Genomic DNA, 15,341 nt, shown 5'->3' on the forward strand with positions numbered 1-15,341 from the left:
TCAGGCCTGCCGCGGCCGCCAATCCCACAGGGTTGAGCCGGCCCCCGGGCTACACCCTGTCCAGAAGACGGAGTGAGGTGAGCCGGCGTCAAAAGCGCCGAGCACGGACAAAATCTCAAAGGGCGGCCGACGGGCCGCCCTTTTTTATTGCCTGCGAAATAAGTCTCGTGACTGATAATCTCTAGCAGAACCGCCCTGGGCTTTTTCAGTCTTATCTACAGGCCCCAATCCGCAGTGAGGAATAGCATGAAGTCGCGCATCTGGCGTTTGGCAGGTGTTGGTGTGTTGTGCGTGAGCGTCAGCGCGCAAGCGCTCGCCGATGAGCGAGACGATAGACGGCCGCCCCAGCAGGGAGCGCCTTCCGGCGGGCAGCACGAGCATCCCCCGCAAGGCCGTGGAGAAGGCAATCAGGGCCGTCCGGAGAGCCCGGCGGAACGCGCGCAACCTGCTCCGCAGCCGCGGCCGCAGAATGAAATCATTCGTGGCGAGAACAGCCGTCAGTTCGAACACAATGGACAGAACCCGGGCGGGCAGTGGCAGAACCGCCCCCAGCATGATCCCAACCCGCAAAGCCGGCCTGCACCGGCGCCGCAACAACAGCCGCAGGCAGCGCCCAGCCTGCCGATCCAGGGGCGGCCCGACACCGTGCGCCAGACCCAGGAGCCCCAGCGTGGCTACTACCAGGACATTCCCCGGCGCAACGACTACAACCAGCACTGGCAAGCCGGCGGGCCGGGTTCGCGCCCGGATTATGGCCGCCCCAATGATCATCGCTGGCCAGGGCGTCCCGATGGACATGGCAACGGTTGGGGCCCGGGACCGCAGTACCGCCCGGGCTACGTGATCGACCGTTTCCCCGAGCGCAATTACCGGGTGCCGTACCGTGGCCAGGATTACTTTTTCTCGGGGGGCTACTGGTATCGCCCACAGGGCTCACGCTATGTGGTGGTGCATCCACCCTATGGCATTCGAGTGGGTTACCTGCCCGATTACGCGCGGGAAATCTGGATCGGCAGCGCGCTGTTCTTTCTTGCCGCCGGGGCCTACTACAGCTACGAAGCGGACACCCAGCAGTATGTCGTGGTCGAACCGCCCGTGGGCGCGCCGCCGCCGGATCAACAGCAGGCTGGCAATGGCTATGACGTTCTGGCTTACCCGGTCAATGGCCAGTCGCCGCAGCAGATCGATCAGGATCGCTACGACTGCTATCGCTGGGCGGTGCAGCAGAGTGGCTTCGATCCGGCCAGCGCGACCTATCAGCCCGCCCCGCAAGTGGTGCAGGCCTACCGCCAGGCCCAGGGCAACTGCCTGAGCTCACGGGGGTATCAGGTCACTTACTGAGCCCTGGCGGCCTCGACCACTTCCTGTGGATCGGCGTGTACCAGCACTTCGGCCCGGGGATAGGCCTGGTGGATCGCGTCGGCGGCCTGATCGCTGATGGCGTGGGCCACCGACAGGCTCAGGTCGCCGGGCAGTTCCAGATGCAGTTGGACGAACCAGTGGCTGCCGGAAATCCGCGTGCGCAAGTCATGGGCACCGAGCACCCCCGGCACACCGCAGGCCAGCTCCAGCATGTGCTGGCTGACATCGGCGGGCAGCTCCTCGTCCATCAGCACCGAGAAGCTTTCCCGGGCGATCTGGATCGCGCTCCAGAGAATGTAGACGGCGATCCCCAGGCCGAACCAGGCATCCACCTGATGCCAGCCGAAGGCCGCCAGTACCAGGGCCAGGAGGATGCTGCCATTGAGCAGCAGGTCGGAGCGGTAGTGCAGGGAATCGGCCCGAACCGCGTTGGAGCCGGTTTCACGGATCACCCGATGCTGCAGGATCAGCAGCGCCACGGTCAGCACCAGTGAGAGCCCGATCACCCCGATGCTCAGCCAGGGCGCGCCCACCGGTTCCGGGTGCTGCAGGCGCTCGAACGCCTGAAAGGCAATCAGCACCGCACTGCCGGCGATGAACAGCGCCTGGGCCATGCCCGCCAGGGACTCGGCCTTGCCGTGGCCGTAGCGGTGATCATCATCGGCCGGACGCAGGGCGTAATGCACCGCCAACAGATTGAGCAGCGAGGTGAAGCCGTCGAGCACCGAGTCGGTCAGGCCCGCCAGCATGCTCACCGAGCCGCTGAGCCACCAGGCGATCGCCTTGGTCACAATCAGGATGCCGGCGACAGTGACCGAGGCGCGGGTGGCCAGGCGCAGGAGGCGAGCATGTTCCGGGTTGCCAATCATCGACGGCGGGTTCCTTGGGTCGTGGGCTCAGGCGGCGGGCTGGAGGCCGTACAGGGCCAGTTGCTGCACGCTGCCCTTGTGCTGGATCAGGCGCGGGTCATCGAGGGGGAAATGGCCCCCCAGTTCGCTTTCCAGAATGGCCTGCAGTTTACGGTTGTCGACTTTACCGTCGGCGCCAATGGCCTGCTGGAGTTTTTCCGGGGCAATCTGCGCGGTCTTGCCCGGCTCCAGGTAGATCGCCCCGGTGGCGAAGTCGACGCCAAAGGCGATCAGCCCCGGGATCACATAGAACAGCAGGCCAACGGCATCCAGGACCACGACCACCGGATCGATCTTGCCGTCGATCTGGCCGCGTCGGTCGGGGAAGAAGATCGAACCGCAGGCAGTCAGTTGGGTCAGCAGGGTGGTGATCAGGACGCCGCCAATGACACGGTGGGGAATACGCATGGAAATCTCCTAGCAAGCACGAAAGCAAAGAAGGATGGAGCGGGGTGTTGAGTCTTGTCGATCAGCACTCAGACCATGATTAACCCCAGGCAGTTCGCCGTTATACTCGCGCCTCTGTTTGGGAGCCAGCATGAATTCTTTGCCAATTGATGAAGTTTTGCCTGCACTGCGCGAGGCCTTGGCGGCGCGCCACGAAGCGGTGCTCGAAGCCCCGCCCGGGGCCGGCAAGACTACCCGCGTGCCCCTGGCGCTTCTGGACCAGGACTGGCTGGCCGGACAGACCATCCTCATGCTCGAACCCCGGCGCCTGGCGGCCCGTGCCGCCGCCGAGCGCCTGGCCAGTGAACTGGGGGAAAAAGTCGGGGAAACCGTGGGCTACCGCATCCGCCTGGACAGCAAGGTCGGCCCGCGCACCCGCATCGAAGTGGTCACCGAAGGCATTCTCACCCGCCGCCTGCAGGACGATCCGGCCCTGGAAGGGGTGGGGCTGCTGATCTTCGACGAATTCCACGAGCGCAGCCTGGACGCCGATCTGGCCCTGGCACTGAGCCTCAATGGCCGGGAGCTGTTCCGTGACCAGCAGCCGCTGAAGATCCTGTTGATGTCGGCGACCCTGGAGGGCGAGCGGCTGTCCACGCTGCTGGGCGATGCGCCGATCCTGCGCAGCGAAGGACGCATGTTCCCGGTGACCCAGCGCTGGGGCCGCCCGTTCCAGCCCGGCGAGTTCATCGAGCCGCGAGTGGTGCAGACGGTTCTGGAAGCCCTCCATGATGAAAGCGGCAGCCTGCTGGTGTTTCTCCCCGGGCAGGCGGAGATCCGTCGGGTCCATCAGCAACTGGCCGATGCCCTGGGTCCGCGCGGCGATATCCTGCTGTGCCCGTTGCACGGCGAGCTGGACCTGGCGGCCCAGCGCGCCGCCATCGACCCGGCCCCGACGGGCCAGCGCAAAGTGGTGCTGGCCACCAACATTGCCGAAACCAGCCTGACCATCAACGGTGTACGGGTGGTGGTGGACGCCGGACTGGCCCGGGTCCCGCGCTTCGACCCCGGCAGCGGCATGACCCGTCTCGACACCCAGCGCATCTCTCGCGCCAGCGCCACCCAGCGTGCCGGTCGGGCCGGGCGCCTGGAACCTGGGGTGTGTTATCGCTTGTGGTCCGCCGATCAACAGGAGCAATTGGCCGCCTATGCCAGCGCGGAGATCCTCCAGGCCGACCTGGCTGGCCTGGCCCTGCAATTGGCGCGCTGGGGCGTGGCACCGAACCAGCTGGTTTGGCTGGATGCACCGCCCAGCGCCGCTTATGCACAGGCCCAGGATCTGCTACTGCGCCTGGGAGCGCTCAACGACGACGGCACATTGACCCGCCACGGCCAGGCCATGGCCGAGTTGCCGGCCCACCCGCGCATTGCCCACTTGCTGTTGCGCGGCCAGTCCCTGGGGCTGGCGCAGATGGCCTGTGACGTCGCGGCGCTACTGGGGGAGCGGGACATTCTGCGGGGTGCCGGGGCCGATCTGCACAGTCGCCTGGTGCTGCTTTCGGGAGAGGAGCGGGCGGCCCGCGGAGCCCAGGGCGGGGTACAGCGAGCACGGCAGCTATCGCGGCAGTACCGTGGCTACCTGCGAGGGCAGCCCGAGGCGGCCGTCGCCGATCCCGAGCATCCGCGCTGGCTCGGGGCCTTGCTGGCCCTGGCCTATCCCGACCGCGTGGCCCAGCAGCGGCGTCCCGGTGGTGCCGAGTATCGGCTGGCCAACGGCCGCGCGGCGCTGTTCAGCGAAACCGACAACCTGATGAAGCAGCCCTGGCTGGTGATCGCCGACTTGGGCAGTCGTCAGGGCCAGCGTGAGGAGCGCATCTACCTGGCGGCGGATTTCGATCCGGCGCTGTTCGATGGCGTGCTGGCGGAGCAGGTGCGCAACGTCGACCAGCTGGATTGGGACGAGCGTGAAGGCGTGCTGCGGGCCGAGCGCCAACGCAAGGTCGGTGAACTGGTACTCAGCCGCGAGCCCCTCAGCGGCCTGGACGAGTCGGCCCGTTGCCGGGCCCTGGTCCATCTGGTGCGGCGCAAGGGACTGGAGCTGTTGCCCTGGACCCCGGAACTGCGCCAGTGGCAGGCCCGGGTGATGTTGTTGCGGCAACTGGATCTGGCGGACAAGGACCAGAGCCAATGGCCGGATGTCAGCGATGGCGCCTTGCTCGCAGGCCTGGAGCAATGGCTGCAACCCTACCTGGGCAAGGTGTCGCGCCTCAGTCATTTTGCCAACCTGGAGCTGGCCAGCATCGTTCACAACCTGCTGCCCTGGCCGCTGCCCCAGCGCCTGGACGAACTCGCTCCGCACCACCTGACGGTGCCTTCGGGGTCTTCGATCCGCCTGGACTACAGCGAGCAGCCGCCGATCCTGGCCGTGCGCCTGCAGGAGTTGTTCGGTCTGTCGGACACCCCGCGGATCGCCGGGGGGCGCCAGGCGGTCAAGTTGCACCTGTTGTCGCCGGCGCGGCGTCCGGTGCAGGTCACCCAGGACCTGGCCAACTTCTGGCGCAGCACCTACGCCGAGGTCAAGAAGGACCTCAAGGGGCGCTATCCCAAGCACTACTGGCCGGATGACCCGCTGATCGCCGAGGCGACGGCCCGGGTCAAACCGCGCAAATAGCCAGCCGCGAGGCTTACTGGGCCGGCAGCAGGAAGCGGGCCAGCACCGGCAAGTGATCGGAGATGCGCAGGGTATCGTCCTGGCGCACCCGGGATTCGACCCGTTTCAAGCGCGGGCTGTAGAACAGGTAGTCCACCGTGCGATCCGGGCCGTCGAGGCTCGGGTCGTTGGGGTAGTGGGTCAGCCACCGCGCCCGGTCGACGCCGCTGGCCTGGGTGTTGCTGGGGATCATCGGGTACTTGTCCCACAGCAGGTGCAGCGGACTGTCGACGTTGTAGGGCGCGCGCTGTGCGTCGCTCAGGCGTTGGTACTGGCCCAGGGGCAGCAGGTTGAAGTCGCCGCCAATCAGCCAGGGCGTGCCGCGGCTCTCCAGTTTGTCCAGCACCTTGGCAATGGCCGTCACCTGCTTCTGGTGTGTGTCGTCGGCTTGCTGTGCACGCTCCAGGTGGGTATTGAGCACCGCCAGTTGGCCGCCGTCGCTCAGGGGCAGGTAGCTCAGGAGCAGGGCGTCCTTGGGCTGGAACTGCCGGCTGATGAGCGACTGTGGGGCAACCGGCAATTGCAGGCGCTCGGCGTGTTCGATGCGGTAGCGGCTGAGGGTCGCCAGTTGCCGGCCGACGCTGCCGAAGATATGCGGGGAGGGTACGAAATCGGCCTTCCAGTCGTAAGCCTGGGTGCTGCAGGGATAGAGATCGGTGACCCGCTCCTGCAGCAGTTTCAGCTGATCCTGGTAGGCGCTGGCCTTGGCGCCATTGTCCACTTCCTGTAGCAGCACCAGGTCCGGCTGTTCGTCGCGGATCACCCGGGCCACCTCGTCGAGGCTGAAGGCCATGTCTTCCAAGGTCGGGCGTTCATCCTCGCCCCGGGCCTGGTCGTTCCAGAACACGTAGCGCTTGCCGGCCAGGTATTGCAGGTTCCAGGTCATCACCTTGAGCGCCTGGCCCGGCACCAGCGGAGCGGCCTGGGCGCTGCAACTGACCGCGAGGGTTTCCTTGGGCTGTGGGCGCCAGGTCAGGCTGTAGATCAGGCTGGCCAGCACCAGGCCGATCAGTATCAGGCTCAACAGGGTGATGCGCAGTAGACGGGTCATCGGCTCGGCTTATGGCGTTGCAGGATGGGCCGGAGCATAACCGAGTGCGCGGCCGTCACCCAAGCGGTAGAGCGGCCGCAAGCTGGATCAGCGCTTGTCCGCTTGCTCGCTGATCAGCATGAACAGGCGGAACAGCACCACGCTGGTGAACAGCTGCAGGAAGCTGTAGGCACTGTCCAGGGCCAGGGTCAGGATCGGGTTGTGCGGTTCGGGATAGGCGGCCTCGCTCGCCCCCTTGAGCAGCCACAACGGCGCCATGACCGCCATGATGCACAACAGGATGCGCAGGAAATGCCCGCGGCTCAGGCGCAGGCTTTCCTTGATCGCCGCCAGGGGCGCGAGGCCCTTGAGCACCAGCAGGTATTCGGCGAAGGCCAGCACCACCATCAGCCACAGCCCCGGCAGGAAATACAGCGACAGCCCAAGCAGAATCAGCAGCGTGCTGACTGCGGTCAGCAGGGCGAAGCGCGGCCACAGGCTCAGGGCCATGGCCCACAGGTCGCGGTTGCGTGGCGACAGCCCCCGGGTGCGGGCATCGAGAAACAGGATCAGCGCGCCGGTGTACAGCGGATACAGCAAGAGGCCCACCACCACGCTGGAGCCAGGGAAGGCATTCTCGCCCAGGGCGCTGCTCACGCCCTGCTGCAGCAGCGCCTCCAAAAACACCAGAGGCAGGCACAGCTGGGCGATGCGGCCGAAGTTGCGCTGGAAAAAATAGAACGAGTCGCGCAGAACATCTAACGGAGTCATTGATGGGGATCGCAGTTGACCAAGCGGTTGGACACTTTAACCGAAGCAGGCCCCCCGGGAGCAAACGTAAACCTTGAGTAAAGACCATTGAAAGTCGTCGCCTCAGCCCCATAACTGGTGCGTACCGCTGCCCTGTGGGGGCACGGACCAGATTTTTACCGGCAATCTAAAGAGGTCGCCATGAACAGCGAAGAGCAAACCCTGATCGATGGACTGTTTTCACGGTTGCAGCAAGCCGAAACGGATTCAGCCCCGCGTGATGCCCAGGCCGAGGCGCGGATCAAGGAGCATCTGACCCGCCAGCCTGCGGCCGGGTATTTCATGACCCAGGCGATCCTGGTGCAGGAGGCTGCCCTGAAAAGCCTCGACCAGCAGAACAAGCAACTGACCCAGCAAGTGCAGCAATTGCAGGCCGAACTGCAACAGGCCCGGTCCCAGGCGGCCGCGCCGGCTCCGGCGGCGAGCGGCGGTTTCCTGTCGAGCATCTTCGGTGGCTCCCGCGAGCCGCAGCCGGCTCCCGCGCCGGCCCCGAGCGTGGCGCCAGCCTCCGGCGGCGGCTGGCGCGAGCCGTCGCGTTCTTCCTTTGGCGCCCCTGCCCAGCAGAACTTTGGCGCCCCGCAGCAGAACTATGCGCCACCACCGGCGGCCCCGGCCGCGGCCGGTAGCGGCTTCCTGGGTGGCGCCCTGAAAACCGCGGCCGGCGTGGCCGGCGGGGTGATGCTGGCGCAGGGCATCAGCAGCCTGTTCCACAGCAATCAGCAACCCCAGGAAATCGTCGAAGTCATCAAGGAAGAACCGGCCCCGGCCAGCGACAACAGCGGCTGGGGCAATGACGATCAGCGGCTGGCCAACAACGATTCCTGGGGCAACAACGACCAGGGCGGCTTCAGCAACGCCGACTACGACAGCGACGACGACTCCTTCGTCTGACCCACCGTCGGTCCGGGGCAGGTGCCTGCTCCGGACCGATTATTCGCGGAACATTCCTTGTGGCTGGCATACTGGGCGACTTTTTTCGGGTCTTGAGCCCCGTTCCAGCCCCTGCGCTGCTGCGCCATGAGGATTAGCGGTGAAAAAAATCGCTGTGTTCGCCGATGTCCAGAACCTCTACTACACCGTTCGCCAGGCCTATGGTTGTCACTTCAACTACGCCGCGCTGTGGGCGGATATCAGCAAGCAGGGGCAGATCGTCCAAGCCTATGCCTATGCCATCGATCGCGGTGACAGCAAGCAGCAGCAGTTTCAGCAGATCCTGCGCAACCTTGGCTTCACGGTAAAACTCAAACCCTACATCCAGCGCAGCGACGGCTCGGCCAAGGGCGACTGGGACGTGGGCATCACCATCGACATCATGGACGCCGCCGCCCAGGTCGACGAAGTGGTGCTGGCCTCCGGCGACGGTGACTTCGACCTGCTGCTTGAACGCATCATCCACAAGCACGGAGTCAGCGCGGTGGCTTACGGCGTGCCGGGCCTGACCGCCAATTCGCTGATTCGCGCCGCCACGCGCTATGTGCCGATCGAAGGCGCTTTGCTGCTCAAGAGCTGATCATTTTTTATACGGAGCTGCACAGGTTTGGAACGTATTGCCGTCATCGACTTTGAAACCACCGGGATCTCGCCGAGCAGCAGTTGCCGGGCCACGGAAATCGCCGTGGTTATCCTTGAACAGGGGCGCATCGTCGAGCGTTACCAGAGCCTGATGAATGCCGGGGTGCGGGTGCCGGGCTTTATCGAACAGCTGACCGGCATCAGCAACGCCATGCTGCGCAGCGCGCCGTCGGCGGAGCAGGTGATGAACGAGGTCAACGAATTCGTCGGCACCACGCCGTTGCTGGCGCATAACGCGGCGTTCGACCAGAAGTTCTGGGATTTCGAGCTGGGGCGGATCAAGCGCACCCGTTTGCAGAACTTTGCCTGTTCCCTGCTGCTGGCCCGGCGGCTGATGCCGGCGGCGCCGAACCACAAGCTGGGCACCCTGACCACATTCGCCGGCTTGCCCCACACCGGTCAGGCGCACCGGGCCATGGCCGATGCGGAAATGGCCGCCAACCTGGTGGCGCACCTGGCAGGTGAGCTACGCCACAAGCATGGCGTGCGTGAACTGTCCCACGACTTCCTTTGCAAGTTGCAGAAGGTCCCGGCTGCCAAGATTCCCGAGCACCTCAAGCGCCAGCGCGGTTTCTGAGTGGGAGCTGCGGCTTACTTGCCGTTGTTTTCCAGTTGCCCCAGAGGGACACGCCGTTCGATGGCGCTGGACAGCACGATGGAGGTCTTGCTGAAACCGAACTGGGCCACACGGTTGATCAGTTCCTCCAGCTCCGGCATCGAGCCCACGGCAGCCTGCATGATCACGCAGGGATCGCCGGTCACCCGATGGCATTCGGTGAGCTGGGGGATCTTGATCAGCTCGTCGTAGTTCTTCTGGTTGCCGTGCTGGGCCAGGCGCAGTTCGATCACGCATTGGATCGGCAGCCCGACCTTGGCCATGTCGACCTTGGCCTGGTAGCCGGTGATCACGCCGCTGGCCTCCAGCTTGGCCACGCGCTCGGCCACCGCCGGCGCCGAGAGGTTGACCTTGCGCGCCAGCTCGGCGTAACTCGCCCGGCCGTTTTCCAGCAGGCTGGCCAGGAGTAGGCGGTCGTATTTGTCCATGGAAGGCTCCTCATTGGCCCGGCTTTCGAAAGCACGGTATTTAGCGCAGAACTCCATGCTTTGGAAAGTGTACTGCCGTTATAAACAGGTTTTGTAACTTAAGTTCCCCCGGTGGCCTTTCTAGAATAGTGCTCCCCCTGCCTGCTCCGAGTTGCCTCCCATGCCCGGCCAAAGCCGTTTTTCCTTGCCGTTGATCAGCGCTTTTTTCGCCTTGTACGTGATCTGGGGGTCGACCTACCTGGTGATCCGCATTGGCGTCGAGTACTGGCCGCCGCTGATGCTCGGCGGTGTGCGTTTCATCATCGCCGGCAGCCTGATGTACGCCTTCCTGCGCTGGCGCGGAGTGCCGGCACCGACCTGGGCGCAATGGAAGGCCGCCGGGATCATCGGCGTGTTGCTGCTCAGTTGCGGCAACGGCGCGGTGACGCTGGCCGAACACTCCGGGGTGACCTCTGGAGTGGCGGCCCTGGCGGTGGCCACGGTGCCTTTGTTCACTTTGCTCTGCGGCTATTTCTGGGGCGCACGCAACACCCGTCTGGAGTGGGCCGGGATCATCCTAGGGATGATCGGCATCGGCATGCTCAACCTGGGTTCCAACCTGCAATCGAGTCCGCTGGGCGCCGCCTTGCTGCTGTTCGCCGCGGCGGCCTGGGCCTTCGGTTCGGTGTGGAGCAGGCACCTGCCGCTGCCCCAGGGGGCCATGGCCAGCGCCGCGGAAATGCTCGTCGGTGGCGTGGTGCTGATGATCGGCAGCGCCTTGAGCGGCGAGCACCTGGACGCCATGCCGCCCCTTGAAGGCTGGTTGGCGTTGGCCTATCTGGCCGGCTTCGGGTCGATCATCGCCTTCAACGCCTACATGTACCTGCTCAAGCACGTGCGGCCGGCCGCGGCCACCAGCTATGCCTACGTCAATCCGGCGGTGGCGGTGCTGCTGGGGATCGTCTTTGTCGGTGAAACCATCGGCATCGAGGAGGCCCTGGCCATGCTGGTGATCATCAGCGCGGTGGTGCTGATCGGCCTGCCTCAGTGGCGCAAGCCGAAAGCCGCTCCTCAGCAAGAGGTTGTCTGATCAGCCTGCCGGTGGTTGGCCGGCAAGCTTCTGATCCAGAAAGTCGCTGATCAGCCTTGCCACCTGCCGGTGGATGTCCTGGCGATCACCGGCATCGCCATCGCGGCAGATAATCTCGTCCCCAGGTGCCTCTTCCTTGAGCAGGGCCACGGCGCCTGGCTTGCAGACTTGCATGAAGCTGAAGTGGCTGGCATTGGCCAGGACCTCATAGTGCGAAGGCGGGGACGCCAGATGGGCGTTCAGATAGCCCGACTCTTCCTCCACGGGCATGTCCGCGATGTTCACTCCGGCCCCCAGGACCAGGACCGGTGTGTGCAGCGTCGACAAACTCTCGGGGGTAAAACCACGGGCGAACCCCAGGTCCAGCGCAACGACGGCCTTGACTCGCGGGTCCCGCAGATCGGCGCTCAGCGGGCCTTGATTGTGCGCGGTGATCCCCAGTTCCGGTGCTATGTGGCAAAGGCGTGGATTGGGATGCAGCCGGCACTCCTCCAGGTAACGTTGCGGGCTGTAGCGGGCACCGGCCAGCGCGGTGACCGTCCAGCCGCCCAGGGAGTGGCCGATGGCGGCGATGCGCTGCGGGTCGACCGGGCCGGCCAGGGTGTTATCGAGGGTGAGCTTGTCGATGACCCGGCTCAGGTCGCGCGGGCGTTCCCAGAGCTTGGCGGCTTCTGCAGGGCGCTGGTCGAATGTGGTGGTGCCCGGATGGTCGGGAGCCGCGACGATATAGCCTTGGTCCACCAGGCTCGATACCAGCCAGCTGAGATTGCGCCAGTTGCCACGATAGCCGTGGGACAGCACCACCAGCGGATGGGCAGAGCCGCTAGGCGCGGCATCCTTGATGGTCGCTACACCCTGGAAAATCGGGTTTTCAGCCGATGGCAGGAGGGGGGCGGTGGCCGTGGTGGGATACCAGAGGGCGACATGCAGGGGGCGCTGCTGACTGGCGTCCGCCAGCGTCACTTCACGAAAGCCGATGAGTTCGGCGGCATGCACCAGGGGCAGGTGCAGGCAAAGGCCCGCTAGCATCCATGCGGACAGGGCAAATTTGCGCATTCAGATCTCCAGTGGCAAAGCATCGGTGTTCTGCCAGTGGGGGCGCGTCTTGGAGGATTCGACGGCGTTCAACGGCAGAGGATGGACGACGACTGATGGCAGTCGCCGTCCATCCTTTTACCTGAAGTGGCCGGGAAAGGGTGACCGGATTGCGGAGCAAGCGGTCACGCCTCAGGCATCAGTTACAGGCGCCGGCGTCGCGCCAGACCTTGCCGCTGCCTTCGCCACCGACGGTGGCGGCAGACGGCTCGTTGCCTTTGGTCCACCAGCGGGCGATGTAGTACCGGCCGTTATGGCTGACCTTGTCGTTGGCCAGGTAGGTGCCTTGACGGCTCCAGGCGCCCAGGCAACCGGCTGGCGACTCCACGCTGTCGGCCAGCACGGTCACGCTATGGTCGCGGCTGACCGTATGGCTGCCGTTGCCCAGGTTCAGGGTGAAGCGGTAGCTGATGTCCTTGTCGCTCTTGGGCGCGACAAAGGTCAGTTTCGAACCCGAGGCCTGGAAGGCGACGCTGGGCGTCACTGTCCATTGGTAGCTCAGCGCCAGACCGGCCGGATCGCTGGAACCGGCGGCGTCCAGGGTCACGGTTTCACCGCCCTTGGCCTGACTGGCGCCGGCGATGCTCGCCAGCGGCGGCTTGACCGGCGCCGGCTTCTCGGCCAGGACCTTGACCTGATGGCTGCGGGTGGCGCTGTGCTTGCCGTTGTTCACCGTCAGGCTGACGTTGTAGATGACATCCTGCTCGGCCTTCGGGGCGACGAACTTCATCAGGTGGCCTGCGGCGTCAAAGGCGACGCTGGGGCTGATGCTCCAGCTGTAGCTGAGCTTCAGGCCCGCCGGGTCGCTGGAGCCCGTGGCGTTGAGGTACACGGTTTCTCCTGGCTTGGCCTCGCTCGCGCCGCCGATCACCGCCACCGGCGGTTTGACTTCTTCCACCGGTGGCTCGACCGGTTTCTCGCCCTCGCTCTGGCACGGGCCCAGGTCACGCCAGACCTTGCCGGCGCCATCCGCGCCGGTGGTGCTGGCCAGGCCCGGCTCGGCGCCGGAGGTCCACCAGCGAGCCTGGTACTGACGACCTTTCCACTGCACCACATCGTTGCCGACGTAAGTGCCTCTGAGCGTCCATTCCGGTTTGCAGCTGGCATCGGCGGCCTTGCCCTTGATCAGCACCTCGTGGGTCCGGGTGCTGCTCTGCTTGCCGTTGCTCAGGATCAGGGTGAAACGGTAGCGGGTGTCGCTCTGCAGCTCGGGCGCGGTGAAGCTGATGCGCGCGCCGTCGTAGTCGAAGTCCAGGCGCGGCGAGGCTTCCCAGGCGAAGCTCAGGGCATTGCCCTGGGGATCGCTGGAGGCCGAGGCATCCAGGACGATCCTGTCCCCGGCGTTGGCTTCGGTCTTGCCGCTGATCACCGCCACCGGAGGTTCACCGGCATTCACCGGCTTGAGGGACGCGGCCTTGACCTCGTTGTCGGCGCTGAATTCGCCGTCGGCCAGCAGGGTCCAGGCGCCGTTCGCACTGCTGCTGCCATAGACCTGATAACCCTTGATGTTGCCGCTCAGGCCGGCGTCCTGGCGCGGCAGGTAGTGCAGTTGCGAGAAGCGGCTGTCGGCTCCCAGGTCGATCAGTATTTCATGGGGGTAGCGCGCCCCCGCTGCAGTGCTCCAGTAGGAATTGGGGTTGCCGTCGATGGCGTGGTTGCCCACCGCTGCGCCAGGCACCGCGCTGCTGGTGGACATGACCTTCCAGCTATTGCGCGGCAGGGCCTTGCCCTTGGCATCCACCAGCAGCAGTTCGGCGACGCTGGCGTTGTCCTTGCCGTCCACCGCGGAGGTGGCGACAAACTTCAGGTAGCGGCCCTGGGCCGTGTCCTGGGTCAGACCGTAGGCGTGGCCTTCAAGCACCTGATCCTGGGTGGCCCGGTTGTCGGTGTTGATCGCCAGGTACCAGCGCCCCGGCTGCGGGTCGTTCACCCCCAGCGACACGTTGTGGCTGCGTGCCGAGCGGTAGTCGTAGCTTGAGCCGCTGGGCTGGGCGCCGCGCTTGAGCAGTAACTGGATCTGGCCGGCCTTCTCGGTGAGTTCGCCGTCCACCACGGTGAACACCAGGCGCCGGGTGCCTTCGGGGACATCCACCGGGAAGTAGCGCGTCTGGCCGCTGGCCAGGCTGACTTTCTGGTTGAGGATCGAGGTGCTTTGCTCCTGTTCGAGCGGGACCACGGAAGGGCTGTAGGCCGACATCCGCGCCGCGTTTTCCCGCCAGACCCGGGCCATGTTGGCGGTTGTCGCGTTGCCCAGCGGCACGCCCCGGCTGTCCTTGACGTCCGGGTTGGAGAAATAGCCCACATGGTTGCCGCAGAGGATGGTGCCGACCCGGCCATTGTCGTAGCCGAAGCGGTAGCTCTTGCCATCGGAACAGTGGTTGCCGCCGATGTTGTGGCCCAGCTCATGACGGAAGACCGTGGCCGACTTGATGGAGTTGATGGTGTAGCGGCCGTTGACGTAGCCCCACCCTACGGCGGTGTCCTGGCCGGGGGTGCCCACGACGAAACTGGCCACCACATCGGGGCTGTAGCGACGCATGCCTTCGGCGAAGACCTTGCTGACCTGGCCCAGGTTGGTGCCGGTGATGGCCGCATCCTGGGGCACCACCTGGGTGCCCACCAGGCGCAGGCGCACGCCCTGGACCTTGGACTGTTGCAAGGCGCGGTTGACCGAGGCCACCTGGACCAGGGCGTAGGCTTCGTGGTCGCCGATATAGTCGGCGGCGGCCTGGGAGAACCCGGCCAGCAGGTCGATCACGGTTTCGCCCTGGACGTTGCGGTTGACCTGGAAACTGCGCAGGCCGCTCTGCGACTCCTTCAGGGCTGGGGTTTCGCTGCCGTCATCGGTGAGGTAGTCGACGCTCGACGGGGCAAAGGCGGCTCCGGCGTCGAAGTGGATCAGCGACTGCTGGCCGTTGGCGTCGCCGCGAATGATGGCATTGGCATCCGGCAACAGGGCGATGAAGCTGCCGTCGGGGCGCGCGGCGAGGGTCATCTCTCCGGGGGCGCTCAGGGTCCGGGCGCGGCCCTCCAGCTGGCCGGTCATGACCCGCAGGTCCTTGAAGGTATCGTCCTGTTGCCCGATCAGGTTGCGGATGCGCATCCCGGTGACCTGTTGCAACTGCTCGGTGCCGGTTTCGGCGACGCCGAATGGCATCGCCCTGGCACCGGGCAATTGCAGGTTGATGAAGTGACCCTGGATCACCGTCGCGCCGAGAGCGGAATCGGGGCTGTGCTGGCCGACATCGGCCTGCGCCATGCCGCCAAGTGGCAAGAGTAGGGCAGCGCCCAGGCTGGCGCCCCAAAGGCGAGTCGCGCGGGACAAGGCGGTCAATCTGAAGCTCGACATAACTA

Annotated in this window: 13 protein-coding genes; 6 read left to right on the forward strand and 7 right to left on the reverse strand. The window is 65.5% G+C overall.

Annotated elements, in window-relative coordinates; translation table 11 throughout:
* Positions 1-246 precede the first annotated feature (246 nt).
* A complete protein-coding gene (locus GGI48_RS19430) occupies positions 247-1,341 on the forward strand; it encodes a DUF6515 family protein (RefSeq protein ID WP_179599616.1) in 1,095 nt (364 codons plus the stop codon).
* Here the strand turns inward: GGI48_RS19430 and GGI48_RS19435 are convergent.
* Positions 1,335-2,231 (reverse strand): cation diffusion facilitator family transporter, encoded by an 897-nt coding sequence (locus tag GGI48_RS19435; RefSeq protein ID WP_016963827.1) that lies wholly within the window; start codon positions 2,229-2,231, stop codon positions 1,335-1,337. The genes GGI48_RS19430 and GGI48_RS19435 overlap by 7 nt on opposite strands.
* Before the next feature lie 27 nt (positions 2,232-2,258).
* Complete coding sequence (locus GGI48_RS19440) at positions 2,259-2,678, reverse strand: hypothetical protein (protein ID WP_047306214.1); 420 nt, start codon at positions 2,676-2,678, stop codon at positions 2,259-2,261.
* A gap of 130 nt (positions 2,679-2,808) precedes the next feature.
* Here GGI48_RS19440 and hrpB point away from each other — a divergent pair, with 130 nt between their 5' ends.
* Positions 2,809-5,328 (forward strand): ATP-dependent helicase HrpB, encoded by a 2,520-nt coding sequence (gene hrpB, locus GGI48_RS19445; RefSeq protein ID WP_179599618.1) that lies wholly within the window; start codon positions 2,809-2,811, stop codon positions 5,326-5,328.
* A 13-nt stretch (positions 5,329-5,341) separates the two neighbouring features.
* On the opposite strand, the gene GGI48_RS19450 is transcribed toward hrpB, so the two are convergent.
* Entirely contained in the window at positions 5,342-6,418 is a 1,077-nt protein-coding gene (locus tag GGI48_RS19450; protein ID WP_179599620.1) for an endonuclease/exonuclease/phosphatase family protein, read from the reverse strand.
* Between the two features lie 87 nt (positions 6,419-6,505).
* The gene (locus GGI48_RS19455) at positions 6,506-7,168 is read right to left on the reverse strand and encodes a YciC family protein (RefSeq protein ID WP_179599622.1); all 663 of its coding nucleotides are present in this window, start codon (positions 7,166-7,168) and stop codon (positions 6,506-6,508) included.
* A 180-nt stretch (positions 7,169-7,348) separates the two neighbouring features.
* Between GGI48_RS19455 and GGI48_RS19460 the strand changes: the two genes are divergently transcribed.
* From GGI48_RS19460 to GGI48_RS19470, 3 genes are all read left to right on the forward strand, one after another.
* Entirely contained in the window at positions 7,349-8,098 is a 750-nt protein-coding gene (locus tag GGI48_RS19460; RefSeq protein ID WP_179599624.1) for a DUF2076 domain-containing protein, read from the forward strand.
* A 139-nt stretch (positions 8,099-8,237) separates the two neighbouring features.
* On the forward strand, positions 8,238-8,717 hold the full coding sequence (locus GGI48_RS19465) for an NYN domain-containing protein (protein WP_016963832.1): 480 nt from the start codon (positions 8,238-8,240) through the stop codon (positions 8,715-8,717).
* 27 nt (positions 8,718-8,744) lie between these two features.
* Complete coding sequence (locus GGI48_RS19470) at positions 8,745-9,356, forward strand: PolC-type DNA polymerase III (RefSeq protein WP_047306211.1); 612 nt, start codon at positions 8,745-8,747, stop codon at positions 9,354-9,356.
* A 14-nt stretch (positions 9,357-9,370) separates the two neighbouring features.
* On the opposite strand, the gene GGI48_RS19475 is transcribed toward GGI48_RS19470, so the two are convergent.
* A complete protein-coding gene (locus GGI48_RS19475; protein ID WP_016963834.1) occupies positions 9,371-9,823 on the reverse strand; it encodes an Lrp/AsnC family transcriptional regulator in 453 nt (150 codons plus the stop codon).
* Positions 9,824-9,983: 160 nt separating this feature from the next.
* Between GGI48_RS19475 and yedA the strand changes: the two genes are divergently transcribed.
* The gene (gene yedA, locus GGI48_RS19480) at positions 9,984-10,892 is read left to right on the forward strand and encodes a drug/metabolite exporter YedA (RefSeq protein WP_179599626.1); all 909 of its coding nucleotides are present in this window, start codon (positions 9,984-9,986) and stop codon (positions 10,890-10,892) included.
* Here yedA and GGI48_RS19485 read toward each other — a convergent pair whose 3' ends face one another.
* Both GGI48_RS19485 and GGI48_RS19490 read right to left on the reverse strand, forming a co-directional pair.
* Positions 10,893-11,948 carry an alpha/beta hydrolase family protein gene (locus tag GGI48_RS19485; RefSeq protein WP_179599628.1) on the reverse strand — a complete coding sequence of 352 codons (1,056 nt, stop codon included), beginning with the start codon at positions 11,946-11,948 and terminating at the stop codon, positions 10,893-10,895. It lies immediately after the preceding gene.
* 178 nt (positions 11,949-12,126) lie between these two features.
* Positions 12,127-15,336: a discoidin domain-containing protein gene (locus GGI48_RS19490; RefSeq protein ID WP_179599630.1), complete on the reverse strand. Its 3,210-nt coding sequence runs from the start codon at positions 15,334-15,336 to the stop codon at positions 12,127-12,129.
* Positions 15,337-15,341 lie beyond the last annotated feature (5 nt).

Source organism: Pseudomonas protegens, assembly GCF_013407925.2.
In the GTDB taxonomy this organism is placed as follows: Bacteria; Pseudomonadota; Gammaproteobacteria; order Pseudomonadales; family Pseudomonadaceae; genus Aquipseudomonas; species Aquipseudomonas fluorescens_AP.

Excerpts from the sequence above, each read along its gene's own strand:
- GGI48_RS19430 (WP_179599616.1), top strand. The coding sequence starts at position 247 with ATGAAGTCGCGCATCTGGCGTTTGGCAGGTGTTGGTGTGTTGTGCGTG.
- GGI48_RS19435 (WP_016963827.1), bottom strand. The coding sequence starts at position 2,231 with ATGATTGGCAACCCGGAACATGCTCGCCTCCTGCGCCTGGCCACCCGC.
- GGI48_RS19440 (WP_047306214.1), bottom strand. The coding sequence starts at position 2,678 with ATGCGTATTCCCCACCGTGTCATTGGCGGCGTCCTGATCACCACCCTG.
- hrpB (WP_179599618.1), top strand. The coding sequence starts at position 2,809 with ATGAATTCTTTGCCAATTGATGAAGTTTTGCCTGCACTGCGCGAGGCC.
- GGI48_RS19450 (WP_179599620.1), bottom strand. The coding sequence starts at position 6,418 with ATGACCCGTCTACTGCGCATCACCCTGTTGAGCCTGATACTGATCGGC.
- GGI48_RS19455 (WP_179599622.1), bottom strand. The coding sequence starts at position 7,168 with ATGACTCCGTTAGATGTTCTGCGCGACTCGTTCTATTTTTTCCAGCGC.
- GGI48_RS19460 (WP_179599624.1), top strand. The coding sequence starts at position 7,349 with ATGAACAGCGAAGAGCAAACCCTGATCGATGGACTGTTTTCACGGTTG.
- GGI48_RS19475 (WP_016963834.1), bottom strand. The coding sequence starts at position 9,823 with ATGGACAAATACGACCGCCTACTCCTGGCCAGCCTGCTGGAAAACGGC.
- yedA (WP_179599626.1), top strand. The coding sequence starts at position 9,984 with ATGCCCGGCCAAAGCCGTTTTTCCTTGCCGTTGATCAGCGCTTTTTTC.
- GGI48_RS19485 (WP_179599628.1), bottom strand. The coding sequence starts at position 11,948 with ATGCGCAAATTTGCCCTGTCCGCATGGATGCTAGCGGGCCTTTGCCTG.
- GGI48_RS19490 (WP_179599630.1), bottom strand. The coding sequence starts at position 15,336 with ATGTCGAGCTTCAGATTGACCGCCTTGTCCCGCGCGACTCGCCTTTGG.